Raw genomic sequence first — 12,902 nt, forward strand, 5'->3', positions numbered from 1 at the left:
TCAATTCAAGAAAAAAATCTTTTAATTAATACGCTGAAGTAGAGATTTACTTGTAATTTTTTTAATAATCCATTAGATTCTCAGTGGATTAATCTCATAGGTAAAATGAAAAAGCAATTTTTGCAAGGTGAGTAGTATATTTCTTATCTCAAATAATAGGAGTATCATTTATTTAACAATAATTAAGGAGCAGTGTGATTTTAGGAGTTAAAAATAGTAATTTTCCAAAGGCTAACAGGGAAATTAGGGCTAGTCAAGTTCGGTTAATTGATGAAAATGGTGAAATGTGCGGCATCGTTAGTATTAAAGAGGCGTTAGATCGAGCAGAAAAAGCTAACTTGGATTTAGTAGAAATTTCGCCAAATGCTGAACCACCCGTATGTAAAATCTTAGATTTTGGTAAGTATAAATACGAAAATAAAAAGCGTATCCATGATGCTAAGAAAAAACAAAAGACAATTGTGCTTAAGGAAATGAAATTTAAGCCTAATATTAGTCAAGGTGATTTTGAGATCAAACTTCGGAAAATAAAAGATTTTTTCAAAGAAGGATATAAAGTAAAAATTTCTTTATGGTTTAAAGGTAGAGAAATTATCCATAACGATATTGGCTTGAAACTATTTGCTCGCATAACCACAGAGTTAGAGGGCATTGCTAAAATAGATTCAGCTCCTAAAATGGAAGGCAAACAAATCATAATGTTAGTCAGTCCTGATCCTTTAAAAACTCAGTAAATAAGAATTGATACTTATGCCAATAAAAATCTTAATGCCTGCCTTATCTCCTACAATGTTAGAGGGGAATATTGCCAAGTGGTTAAAAAAGGAAGGAGACCAAATTGCTCCTGGCGATATTATAGCAGAAATAGAGACCGATAAAGCGACTATGGAAATAGAATCTATAGATGCAGGAGTTCTAAGTAAAATTGTTATACCTCAAGGTACAGAAAATGTACCAGTAAATTCTCTAATAGCTGTACTGCTTGAAGAAGGAGAAGATAGTACGACAATAGATAATTTACTCTTACACAATAATGTTACCACCCCCTTGACTACCTCTTTACCCGTAAATGAAGCAACCAACCAAGTAGGACCAGATGAATCTACATCTATCATCTCTGCGCACGTCTCCCTTATTAATAATCACCAGAGAATATTTGCTTCGCCCTTAGCTAAAAGATTAGCCTCTCTTGACAACATCGATCTTACTCTATTACAAGGTAGTGGCCCACAAGGAAGAATAATAAAACAAGATATAATTTCTTACCTAGCCAGTAAAACAAGTAGTAATAAAATTACAGGAGTACAAAGAAATAGAGAGGAATACTCATTAATACCCCACAATAATATTCGCAAGATTATTGCTAAGCGTTTACTTAACTCTAAACAAACTATTCCTCATTTCTATCTTTCAATAGAGTGCGTTATGGATAAGCTGCTTGATTTGAGGGAAGATATTAACAAAACTTTGATGGAAGAGAGACAAATCAAAACGTCCCTTAATGATTTTATTATTCTAGCAGTAGCAAAAGCTTTGAAGTTAGTACCCGAAGCAAATGCCAGCTGGGATGAAGCGGCTATTCGCTACTATAATAATATAGATGTGGCTGTGGCTGTTGCCATAGATAATGGCCTTATCACTCCTATAGTAAAAAATGCAGATCAAAAGGATATTATATCCTTAGCCCTTGAATTACAAACCTTGATTCAGAAAGCAAGAGAGAATAAATTATCGCCGGAGGAATTTCAGGGTGGCAGCTTTAGTGTCTCTAACCTAGGAATGTATCATATTAAAAATTTTGGCGCGATTATTAACCCGCCACAAAGCTGTATTTTAGCAGTAGGGGCTAGCTCTAAACGACCTGTAATAAAAAATGATCAAATAACCATAGCTACCATTATGGATGTTACCTTATCTGCTGACCATAGGGTGGTTGATGGGGCAGTTGGCGCTAAGTTTTTAGCAGCATTTAAGAAATTTATAGAACACCCTGCTTCAATGTTAATATAATTCCTACTTTACATTTAATATTTGATCCTATTTTCCTTATCCAAATACCTATTTTTATGAGCTTTTCTAATAATTTAACAAAAATTCTAAATAAATATCAGGAATTATCACAAAAATTATCTAGCGGGATAATGGGAGAAGAATTTATTAAAGCCTCTAAAGAATATGCAGATTTAGAAGAAATTGTGGAAACAATCACTAAATATAATAAAGCTGTTTCTGACCTTAACGATACTAAGGAGATGCTTAATGAAGCAAATCTAGACAACGATACAGGCTCTCTGATATATGACGAAATACGGCAATTAGAAAATACTATCCCGCATCTAGAGCGAGCAGTCAAATTATCTCTATTACCTAAAGATGCAGCAGATGCCAAAAACGCTATTATTGAAATTAGAGCTGGAACAGGAGGTGAAGAAGCGGCATTATTCGCTGCAAGTTTATTTAACATGTATCTCAGATACGCTGAACTCAAAAATTGGAAGGTTGAAATATTATCAATTACTGATACAGGAATTGGAGGATATAAAGAAGCATCAGCATTAATCAAAGGGAAGGCAGTATTTTCTAAACTTAAATTTGAATCAGGCGTGCACCGAGTCCAAAGGGTACCAGAAACAGAATCTAATGGTAGAATTCATACTTCTGCTGCTACTGTGGCAGTTTTACCGGAAGCAGAGGAGGTAGATGTTAAAATTGATGAAAAGGATCTACGAATTGACACATATCGGGCATCAGGAGCAGGCGGGCAACACGTCAATACTACCGAATCAGCGGTAAGAATTACTCATATCCCCACTGGTATTGTGGTCGCTCTTCAAGACGAAAAATCCCAACATAAAAACAAAGCAAAAGCTATGAAAATTCTTCGTTCTCGGATTTATGACGCTGAGCGCCATAAAAAAGATATGGAAAGAGCAGAAGTACGTAAAGGTCAAGTTGGTTCTGGGGACCGTTCTGAAAGAATTCGTACCTATAATTTTCCTCAAGGAAGGGTATCAGATCATCGTATTAATCTAACTCTTTATAAACTAGAGGAAGTAGTAAAAAATGGGCAGCTAGATGAATTTATTGAAGCATTAATTTCCGATGATGAAGCTCGAAAACTCTCGGAGGTATAGGTTCTATCTCATCTAATAGAGTAATTCTATAACTAAATACCACAAATATCAGCATTGAGGTATTAAGCAGCCATTAATGTGACAATTGATCGGAAATTAAATTTTTATTTATGAACACAAGATGGGTATATACTGTTGGGATCTCAAGAATTGGATTTTATTTGCCAGGGGTGAGCGCGCGGAGCGTACACTTAAGTCACACTACTGGACAAAAATAGAAAATGGTTAAAAAAACATATTATTTTAAGTACAAAATGTTATTTTTGAGATAATAATTGCTAAAAACGAGCTTTAGCAGATAACAATTTTTGTACTTTTTTAACCATTTTCTATTTTTGTCCAGTAGTGTGACACTTAAGTACGTAAGCACGCGAATCCTTGATAAAATAAAAAAACAATTCTTGAAAGTGCAGCAGTATATTATAATAAAGTTATTTTTATACCATACTTTAAACTTAAGAGGCACATATGCAATCAACATCTTGTGCATCTCCACAAGCTGAAAGATTCTCACCTGATGAGGCCCATGCTTTATCTAAACAACAAGTACAATCATTTTTTGCTAATGGTTATGTTATAGTACCCCAACTATTTACATTAGATGAAATTTCCCATCTGAAACCATTAGTAAAAACTCTGTTTGAGAAGGCAAAAGATATAGCAAAACAATATGTTATTGCTCATAATATCACACTTAGTACAGAATTTCGTTGCGATTATAACAATCCTGATAATATTCAATCCGCTTCCATACTGGCCCTATCTGGACCAGTGTTAAGGTAGCTGCGATGAGCCGCCACATTTAATGCAAAGTTCTAACTTTTTAAGTTCCTAAAAGAATATTGTTGACACTTTTTGATATTTATATTAAAAGATATAGCTCATAATATTTAATTATAGGTAGTATTGTTCGTAAATAGTACCGATATTAGGTATTCTAGGAATATACAAAATAATATATGTCAAATTTACTATCATTAGAAGATTTTAATCTATGCAACACAAAAACTGGTAAAATCAATCAACTAGCTTTTGGAGTAATGTTAATTTATTTTCGGTCTCACATTAAATTCCCTGCAGCAGAAGAAAAACCAATATCATTAAAATTAATATCAGCCATTGCTTCAGAGTTGGATATTGAAGAGTCTATTCTTTCAAAATTTAATTGGAGCGGTAGAACAGCCGAAAGATATCATCAGGATATTAGAAAATATTTGGGATATCGCCAAGCAAATAATAATGATGTTTTAATATTTACAGAATATCTAACAAATAATATTCTACCTCATTATCCATCTAATGAATTATTAATGGAGCAGACTAGGTTATTTTTTGACCAAAATAAAATTGTACTATTCAAGAAAAAACAGTTGGATCGTTATGTTGCTTCAGCAAAGCATCAATTTGAACAAAAATTTCTTGAAAAGATATTTAAAAGTTTAAGTCAAGATAACTGTTATTTGATTGAGCAAATCCTTGAACAAAGCGAACAGTCAAAGAATGGTATTATAGAATTATCAGAGTTAAAAAATGATATACCTGGGGTTAGGCTAAAAAATGTTAATTTTGCTTTGGATAAGATCGCTTTATTAAAACAAATTACTTTGCCCAAATCGATTGTAGATTTAGTAGATAGAAAATTACTGCTGAAATATTATGATCGTATCATGGCTTTATCGCCTAGTAATATTTTAGAGTTTAGCCCTGTGGCAAAATATGCGACTATGGCAATATTCTGTTATATAAGATTGCAGCTAATATTAGATAGTTTAGCTGATACATTAATTAAGCTTATAAAACGTATGCGTTCTAGTTCTGAAAAATACGTAGATAACTATATTGTAAAGGAGGTTAAGCGTGTTGATGGAAAATTTGATATTCTAGAGAAATTAGCATCTTTATCAATTAACAATCCTAAAAGTACAATTGAAGATAAGATTTACCCTGAAGTTTCTAAAGAAAAACTAGAAGCAATAATTACTGATTTACAGCAACGCGGTAAATGGTATCAACAACAGGTACAAAATAAGATTCATTCAAAGTATGCGTATGGAAGTAGAACCACACTACTACCAATACTACAAACTTTTCAGTTAAAAGAAGATAACTCTAGTTATCAACCGATTTTAAAAGCTGTTGAATTTATTAATAAGTACTGGAATGAATCAGACTCAGAGTATTATGAAACGGAGCCGCCTATTGAAGGTATAATACCTACAAATTGGCATCCAATGGTTGTTCAAGTAGATAAAGATGTGATTAAAGTTAATAAATATAACTATGAGCTTGCCGTTTTAGAAGAATTGAAGCGTTTTTTAAACTTCAAAGCAATATGGATTAAAAGAAGTTATCGATATAGAAATCCTGAAGAAGATATACCAAAAGATTTTGAACAAAAAAAGCAACAATATTATCAAGAACTTGGTCTACCTTTAGATGATAAGGAGTTTATTACAAAGTTACAAAATGCCTTAGAAAGGGGTTTAGAAAATCTAAATAGCAAAATACCTAATAATAATCTTGTTAAAATCAAGACAAGTACTGTTGGGAAGAATATTACTATTACCCCATCAGAAGCACAAAAAGATCCAAATAACATCATTGCACTACAAAAGGAAATTACAGGTAGGTGGTCAAGTATAAACCTTATTGATATTTTAAAAGAAACTGATCTACTTACCAATTTTACACAGCAAATGGAAACTATTGCTAAAAGTAGTAGTATTGAACCGTCAGGCCTTAGAAAAAGACTTTTATTGTGTTTATATGGTATAGGTAGCAATACAGGATTGAAGAGAATAAGTATTGCCAATGGTGATGTTAATTACAGCGATTTACGTTATATTAAGAAGAGGTATATTAATGCTACAAATGTTAGAAACTCTATTCGTCTAATTATTAACAATATTCTCAAAATACGTAATCCAGATATTTGGGGAGAAGCAACAACATCAGTAGCATGCGATTCAACAAAGATAAGTAGTTGGGATCAAAATCTTATTAATGAGTGGCATCACCGTTATCAAGGTCGAGGAGTAATGATTTATTGGCATGTTGATAAGAAATCATTATGTATTTATTCACAATTAAAAAGTTGTTCATCTTCAGAAGTAGGATCAATGATTAAAGGTATAATTGATCATGATACAGAGATGAACATGAACAGAGTATTTGTTGATACTCATGGTCAAAGTGTGATAGGTTTTGCTATTAGCTACTTACTTGATTTTGATTTACTACCTAGATTAAAAGCAATAAATAAACAAAAACTTTATAGGGTTGCATCTGGAGATAAATGGAAATACCAATATATTTCTGAAATAATTAAAGGTGGTATCAATTGGAAATTAATTGAGGAGAATTACAATGAAGTCGTTAAACATCTTGTAGCATTAAAATTGGGTATTGTAGAACCTGATGTATTAGTAAAACGTTTTAGTAATAATAATTACGAACATCCTGTATATAGAACTTTGTTAGAAATTGGTAAAGCAAATAAAAGTATTTTCCTATGTAAATACCTAGATTCAGAATATCTTAGAATTGAAATCAATGAAGGGTTGAATGTAGTAGAACGCTTAAATTATATAATGGATTTTATTTTCTATGGGAAACTAGGAGAGCTCACAACAAACAATATTGGTGATCAAGAATTATCAATATTATGTCTACATTTATTACAAGCTTGTATTGTCTCATAGTACCCCACAGATTTTACAGGAGGGTTAAAATAATAAATTGAATAAGTGACTGAGAGTCACTAATCTCCGCTGAGAAACAAGCAACAGGAGGTATTAATGGACTCTCAATCACTATACCAAATATTATACATATTTTTAGATTGGCACCCAGCACGAATTAAAACATTTGCAGAATTAATTTGTGCAGTAGTAAAAGCTAAAACTGTGAGAATCAAAGAATTAGCACTGTATGTCGCTTCTAAAGGCAATTTGCATGCCAAGATTGTTAAAGTTGAGCGTTTGCTTTTAGAACAAAATATGTGCTTTATCATAGTACCCCACACTTATTGTTGAAGTTGAAAGGCATGCATAATGTGTTTTCGTAGTAATGAAAACAACATAGCAGGGGTATCACTTAACGAGTTATAAAAATAATCTTTTATCCAATCAAATCCGTAAGTAAATAATGAGTATAATTTACGACCATGTTTTTTGATCTTTATAGGATAAATTTTGTTCTTAATGTCACCAGCAAGCACGCAAATAGCTAAGGATAAAGATACTATTGCAAATAGTTTTTCCAGCTTTTTTTGATCTGTAATGTGGGTATCTTCAATATTAAATCCAGATGACTTGAGAGACAGAAAAGGTCGCTCAATGCTCCACCTCTGCTTATATGCTAGCAAAGCACATTCACCAATAAGCACATTACTAGCAATAAATAGTTGCTCTCTTTCTAATTGCAAACAAGTTATTTTAATTGCCATACCATTGTAAATTTTGCTTTCTATAGTTTTAGTGTCACCCATTTGCATATCGGCAAAACATTTATTCAACTTCATCTTGCCACCGTTGAAATGCTTGACCTTCTCACTTTTTCTTAGCCTGATAGCAAAAGGTAATTTTTGGATTCCACCCATATATTGCAACCATTCCTCACCAACAAATTCCCGATCGGCAAGGATAAGCTCTATCATTTCCTTAGGTATAATTGTTAAAATTTGCTCAATCAATTTCTTTCTTTCATTAGTAGAAGAGTTGCCTTTTTTATCAAGTAACAACCATGCTATAGGAATTGAAATATTACCATAAACGATAGTTGCAACAAAAAAATTCAAATTTTTAATACCAAATTGCCAGCTGGTTCTATCTATGGCAAGGCTAATTTTACCTGTTAGACAGAGCAATTTAACAATAATTTTCCCTAAACTTATAAAGCACATATTTTGTTCTAAAAGCAAACGCTCAACTTTAACAATCTTGGCATGCAAATTGCCTTTAGAAGCGACATACAGTGCTAATTCTTTGATTCTCACAGTTTTAGCTTTTACTACTGCACAAATTAATTCTGCAAATGTTTTAATTCGTGCTGGGTGCCAATCTAAAAATATGTATAATATTTGGTATAGTGATTGAGAGTCCATTAATACCTCCTGTTGCTTGTTTCTCAGCGGAGATTAGTGACTCTCAGTCACTTATTCAATTTATTATTTTAACCCTCCTGTAAAATCTGTGGGGTACTATGCTGAATTATTTGCAATGAAATCAACTTGCTAGAAAATATATTTTATATTAAAAGATAACTTTATATATTTGGAAAATAGGATGAGAGACAAATCAAAAAATAAGGTTATAGGCGCCTTTTTAGGCACGATAATTGAATATTATGATTATAGTTTATATGGTTTTTCAGCTAGTATTATTGCGTTGAAGTTTTTTCCAAATGCAGATCCTCTTACTAGCCTAATGGATGTGTTTGCAGTTTATGCAGTAGCCTATCTATCAAAACCTATAGGGGCTGTGATTTTTGGGAGGATAGGAGATATTTATGGCCGTAAGATAGTGTTGAATATCACTATAATAGGTATTGTAGTTCCTACTATCATTATAGGATTACTGCCGACTTACTCATCCATTGGTACTTGGAGTGCAATAATATTGGTCTTATGTCGTTTTATGCAAGGTATATTTGTCGCAGGGGAGTATGATGGAGCTGCTATTTATGTCATCGAACATCTAGGGAAAAAATATCGTTCTACCGCCTCAGCAGTAACGAGGTTCACAGGAGTAGTAGGGATATTATTGGGCGTTGGCATGACTAATTTCTTTAGTTCTCATATTTTTCCTGATTGGAGCTGGCGTATTCCTTTTTTGATCAGTTTACCTTTAGCCTTAGTAGTATTATATTTTCGTCAAAGACTTGATGAAACGCCAGAATTTAGAATAAATAAAGAACAAAGTATAAAAATAGACAATTTAAACAATTTGTTAAGAAAACAATGGCGAGTAATGTTAAGGGTAATATTTCTGGCGGGGGGATTTGGAGTCACTTATCAAATTGCGATTATTTTTATGAAACAATATTTACCTATAGTAATGCCTCAATCTACTTTAATTATTAGTACATTTTCAGTGTTAATAGTGTTGTGTTTTGCTGTGGCGATGCCAATTGCCGGCCTATTGGCGGATCGCTTTAGTGAACTTATAGTGATACGAGTTAGTTTATTTGGTACTATTTTTGCGAGCTTATTATTTATTATTGGGGTTAGTAATGAAATGCTTAATCTTGTATTAGTATCTTGTTTAATGCTAGCATGTTTTGTAGCGCCTATCAATGCATTAGCCCATGGTATTTTTGTTAAAGCTTTTTCGGTGAATACCAGATATCGCGCGATAAGCCTTGGGCACACTATTGGTGCAATGTTAATGGGCGGTAGTGCGAATTATGTATGTTTAGCAGTGATGAAGACGTTAAAATTTAAGCTGTTTCCCATTATATATCTGATCATATTTGCAATATTAGCGTATTATACGGTAAGAAAGTTTGAGAGGGATTATAATAAAAAAGGAGGGTATACTCGATGAACTTCGAGAATTGAGCTCTATCGTGTCTAAATCACTTTGGCTATATTTAACCTGAATTCGATATAGGAATTATTAATTCTTATATCGAATTCAGGTTATTTAGGACCATAGGTTTTTCATTTTATTAAAAAAGCTTGCCTCATCATCCTTATCATTGCCTAATTCTTTACGTAACTCTTCCAACATGTCTTTTTGTTTTTTAGTAAGATTTTTTGGTATTTCAATATGGATATGAGCCAGCATATCTCCTCTAATATTTGATCTAATTTTTGACATACCTTTACCCTTTAACCGAAGCTGCTCCCCGTTTTGAGTACCAGCAGGTATTTTTAATTTTACCTTCCCGCCTTCTATGTCAGGGACTTCTACTTCTCCCCCTAAAGTTGCGATGATAAAATTAATGGGCAGCCTACAATGTAAATTAATGCCCTCCACCTTATAAAGATCATGAGGTTTAATGGTGACAAAGATATATAGATCTCCATTACTTCCGCCCCGTAGCCCAGCATCTCCTTCGCCTGTCAGACGTATTCTAGTCCCATCTTCTACGCCTGCTGGAATATTTACTAATAAACTCCTATGTTGTGACGTACGTCCATGACCCTGACATTTTTTACAGGGATTTTTAATAATTTGTCCTAACCCTTGACAATTATGGCAAGTTTGTTCAAGGGTAAAAAATCCTTGCTGTGTTCTTATAGCGCCTTGCCCGCCACAGGTAGTACACTTGGTCATACCAGTATTATTTTCTGAGCCGCTACCATGGCAATTAGAACATTTTATTTCACTAGTAAAATTAATATTTTGCTCAATACCAAAAAATGCTTCTTTTAGAGTAATGCTAACATTGTATTTTAAATCTGATCCTCTAGCTGTGGTGGAATGCCGTTGTCTTTTTGAGCTGCCGCCCATAAAATCGTTAAAAAAATCTCCAAATATATCATTTATATCTGGCCCATTACCGTTACTATACCTTCCTGTAGCCGCACCTCCTCCCCCTTTAACAAATGTGTCATGCCCAAAACGGTCATAAGCAGCTCTTTTTTGTTCATCTTTTAAAATATCATAAGCAGCATTAATTTCTTTAAATTTTTTTTCTGCCTGGGTATCGTGAGAATTGCGGTCAGGGTGATATTGCATTGCTAATTTATGATATGCTTTTTTTAGCTCTGCTTGAGTAGCAGTTTTGCTTACACCAAGTATTTGATAATAATCGTTTGTCGCCATATATATGTGCTTTATTAGAGATTTACAGATCAACTTCAGTAATAGAGTTCGATTACTACGATATATCGAACCCTGTGATACAAAGAGTAGATTGAGATATAATTATTATGACTTATTGTCGCTTACATCCTCATAATTAGCATCAACTACCTTTTCTTCAGGATTAGTGCTAGCACTATTTTCGGATTGAGACTGATACATTGCTTCTCCTATTTTCATACTACTAACAGTAAGGAGCTCAGTTTTTGTTTTAATTTGCTCTAAATCATCAGCCTCTAAAGCAGATTTTAATTGGGTTATAGCGCTTTCTATCTCTTGCTTATTGTCAGCGGATATTTTACTGCTATTATCTTGAAGCGTCTTTTCGGTAGAGTATATTAAGCTATCTGCGCTATTTCTAGCATCGATTAATTCACGACGCTTTTTATCTTCCGCTGCGTTTTTTTCTGCGTCTTTTACCATTTGTTCAATTTCGCTATCACTAAGCCCTCCTGAAGCTTGAATAGTTACTTTTTGTTCTTTGCCACTGGCCTTATCTTTAGCAGAGACATGGACTATACCATTTACGTCTATATCAAACGTTACTTCAATTTGAGGCAGCCCTCTAGCGGCCGGTGGTATGCCTTCAAGATTGAATTGGCCAAGTAATTTATTATCACTGGCCATTTCTCGCTCTCCTTGAAATACGCGGATAGTAACCGCATTCTGATTATCTTCAGCAGTCGAGAAAACCTGACTTTTCTTAGTCGGAATAGTGGTGTTACGATCAATTAATCTGGTGAATACTCCGCCTAAAGTCTCAATACCTAAAGATAGAGGGGTCACATCCAGTAATAATATATCTGTAACTTCTTTATTTAATACCCCCCCTTGAATGGCAGCACCTAAGGCCACTACCTCATCGGGGTTAACCCCTCTATGTGGATCACGGCCAAAAAATTCTTTAACCTTTTCAATAACTTTTGGCATTCTAGTCATGCCACCAACAAGAACTACTTCTTGAATATCCGAAGCTTTAAGCCCCGCGTCTTGTAGCGCTTTCTTACAAGGCTCTATGGTGTCCTCAATTAGTGTGGCTACTAAGGATTCTAGCTTTGCTCTCGTAAATTTCATATTTAAATGTTTAGGGCCCGAGCTATCAGCCGTAATATATGGTAAATTAATATCAGTTTGCGTTACAGAAGATAATTCTTTTTTAGCTTTTTCAGCTTCTTCTTTCAACCGTTGCAGCGCAAGAGAATCTTTACGCAAATCTATACCACTTTCTTTTTTAAACTCGTCTATTAGATAATTTAAAATCTTAGCATCAAAATCTTCTCCTCCTAGGAAAGTATTACCATTAGTAGATTTGACTTCAAATACTCCATTACCTATTTCTAAAATCGATATATCAAATGTACCGCCACCAAGATCATAAACTGCAATGATTTTACTTTCGGCTTTATCAAAACCATACGCTAAGGCTGCAGCTGTTGGTTCATTAATGATTCTTAAAACCTCTAAACCTGCAATTTTGCCAGCATCTTTTGTTGCTTGACGTTGAGCATCATTAAAATATGCAGGTACTGTGATCACCGCTTGTGTTACCTTTTCTCCTAAGTAATTTTCAGCTGTTTCCTTCATTTTTTGAAGAATATAAGCACCAATTTGGCTTGGAGAATATTGTTCTCTGTTAATTTCAATCCAAGCGTCCTTATTAGGAGCTTCTATTATGTTAAACGGTACTAGATCTTGATCTCTTCTTACCATCGGATCAGTATAACGTCTCCCGATTAGTCGTTTAGCACCATAGACAGTATTTTTTGGATTAATTACAGCTTGACGTTTTGCCGGCTCACCAATTAATTTTTCTCCTGAATTACTAAAACCTACCATTGATGGGGTTGTTCTAATCCCTTCAGCATTTTCTATTACTTTAGGCTTTTGCCCTTCCATTACTGCAACACAAGAATTTGTTGTTCCTAAATCTATACCTATTACTTTTCCCATAATATAC

The 12,902-nt window shown here is 33.7% G+C and carries 10 protein-coding genes; 7 read left to right on the top strand and 3 right to left on the bottom strand.

Annotation, left to right across the window (positions count from 1 at the left end; genetic code table 11):
• The first annotated feature begins 197 nt into the window (after positions 1-197).
• The 6 genes from infC (at position 198) to ACFELV_RS06660 (ending at position 7,168) form a co-directional block, all read left to right on the top strand.
• The gene (gene infC, locus ACFELV_RS06635) at positions 198-734 is read left to right on the top strand and encodes a translation initiation factor IF-3 (RefSeq protein ID WP_375327553.1); all 537 of its coding nucleotides are present in this window, start codon (positions 198-200) and stop codon (positions 732-734) included.
• Positions 735-750: 16 nt separating this feature from the next.
• Complete coding sequence (locus tag ACFELV_RS06640; protein ID WP_375327277.1) at positions 751-2,010, top strand: pyruvate dehydrogenase complex dihydrolipoamide acetyltransferase; 1,260 nt, start codon at positions 751-753, stop codon at positions 2,008-2,010.
• A 56-nt stretch (positions 2,011-2,066) separates the two neighbouring features.
• A complete protein-coding gene (gene prfA / locus ACFELV_RS06645; protein ID WP_375327278.1) occupies positions 2,067-3,134 on the top strand; it encodes a peptide chain release factor 1 in 1,068 nt (355 codons plus the stop codon).
• Positions 3,135-3,602: 468 nt separating this feature from the next.
• Positions 3,603-3,917 (top strand): hypothetical protein, encoded by a 315-nt coding sequence (locus tag ACFELV_RS06650; RefSeq protein WP_375327279.1) that lies wholly within the window; start codon positions 3,603-3,605, stop codon positions 3,915-3,917.
• Positions 3,918-4,093: 176 nt separating this feature from the next.
• Positions 4,094-6,835: a Tn3 family transposase gene (locus tag ACFELV_RS06655; RefSeq protein ID WP_375327280.1), complete on the top strand. Its 2,742-nt coding sequence runs from the start codon at positions 4,094-4,096 to the stop codon at positions 6,833-6,835.
• Positions 6,836-6,931: 96 nt separating this feature from the next.
• Positions 6,932-7,168: a hypothetical protein gene (locus tag ACFELV_RS06660; RefSeq protein WP_375326287.1), complete on the top strand. Its 237-nt coding sequence runs from the start codon at positions 6,932-6,934 to the stop codon at positions 7,166-7,168.
• Here the strand turns inward: ACFELV_RS06660 and ACFELV_RS06665 are convergent.
• Positions 7,159-8,238 (bottom strand): IS4 family transposase, encoded by a 1,080-nt coding sequence (locus tag ACFELV_RS06665; protein WP_375326208.1) that lies wholly within the window; start codon positions 8,236-8,238, stop codon positions 7,159-7,161. The two genes, ACFELV_RS06660 and ACFELV_RS06665, sit on opposite strands and share 10 nt — an antisense overlap.
• Before the next feature lie 181 nt (positions 8,239-8,419).
• Between ACFELV_RS06665 and ACFELV_RS06670 the strand changes: the two genes are divergently transcribed.
• Positions 8,420-9,679, top strand: a complete 1,260-nt coding sequence (locus ACFELV_RS06670) for an MFS transporter (protein WP_375327281.1) — start codon at positions 8,420-8,422, stop codon at positions 9,677-9,679.
• A gap of 99 nt (positions 9,680-9,778) precedes the next feature.
• On the opposite strand, the gene dnaJ is transcribed toward ACFELV_RS06670, so the two are convergent.
• Complete coding sequence (gene dnaJ, locus ACFELV_RS06675; protein WP_375327282.1) at positions 9,779-10,906, bottom strand: molecular chaperone DnaJ; 1,128 nt, start codon at positions 10,904-10,906, stop codon at positions 9,779-9,781.
• A 105-nt stretch (positions 10,907-11,011) separates the two neighbouring features.
• Positions 11,012-12,895 carry a molecular chaperone DnaK gene (gene dnaK / locus ACFELV_RS06680; RefSeq protein WP_375327283.1) on the bottom strand — a complete coding sequence of 628 codons (1,884 nt, stop codon included), beginning with the start codon at positions 12,893-12,895 and terminating at the stop codon, positions 11,012-11,014.
• Between the last annotated feature and the right edge of the window lie 7 nt (positions 12,896-12,902).

The sequence above is a fragment of the Candidatus Tisiphia endosymbiont of Nemotelus uliginosus genome (assembly GCF_964264835.1).
Lineage (GTDB): Bacteria > Pseudomonadota > Alphaproteobacteria > Rickettsiales > Rickettsiaceae > Tisiphia.

Excerpts from the sequence above, each read along its gene's own strand:
- dnaK (WP_375327283.1), bottom strand. The coding sequence starts at position 12,895 with ATGGGAAAAGTAATAGGTATAGATTTAGGAACAACAAATTCTTGTGTT.
- dnaJ (WP_375327282.1), bottom strand. The coding sequence starts at position 10,906 with ATGGCGACAAACGATTATTATCAAATACTTGGTGTAAGCAAAACTGCT.
- prfA (WP_375327278.1), top strand. The coding sequence starts at position 2,067 with ATGAGCTTTTCTAATAATTTAACAAAAATTCTAAATAAATATCAGGAA.
- ACFELV_RS06650 (WP_375327279.1), top strand. The coding sequence starts at position 3,603 with ATGCAATCAACATCTTGTGCATCTCCACAAGCTGAAAGATTCTCACCT.
- ACFELV_RS06655 (WP_375327280.1), top strand. The coding sequence starts at position 4,094 with ATGTCAAATTTACTATCATTAGAAGATTTTAATCTATGCAACACAAAA.
- ACFELV_RS06660 (WP_375326287.1), top strand. The coding sequence starts at position 6,932 with ATGGACTCTCAATCACTATACCAAATATTATACATATTTTTAGATTGG.
- ACFELV_RS06670 (WP_375327281.1), top strand. The coding sequence starts at position 8,420 with ATGAGAGACAAATCAAAAAATAAGGTTATAGGCGCCTTTTTAGGCACG.
- ACFELV_RS06640 (WP_375327277.1), top strand. The coding sequence starts at position 751 with ATGCCAATAAAAATCTTAATGCCTGCCTTATCTCCTACAATGTTAGAG.
- ACFELV_RS06665 (WP_375326208.1), bottom strand. The coding sequence starts at position 8,238 with ATGGACTCTCAATCACTATACCAAATATTATACATATTTTTAGATTGG.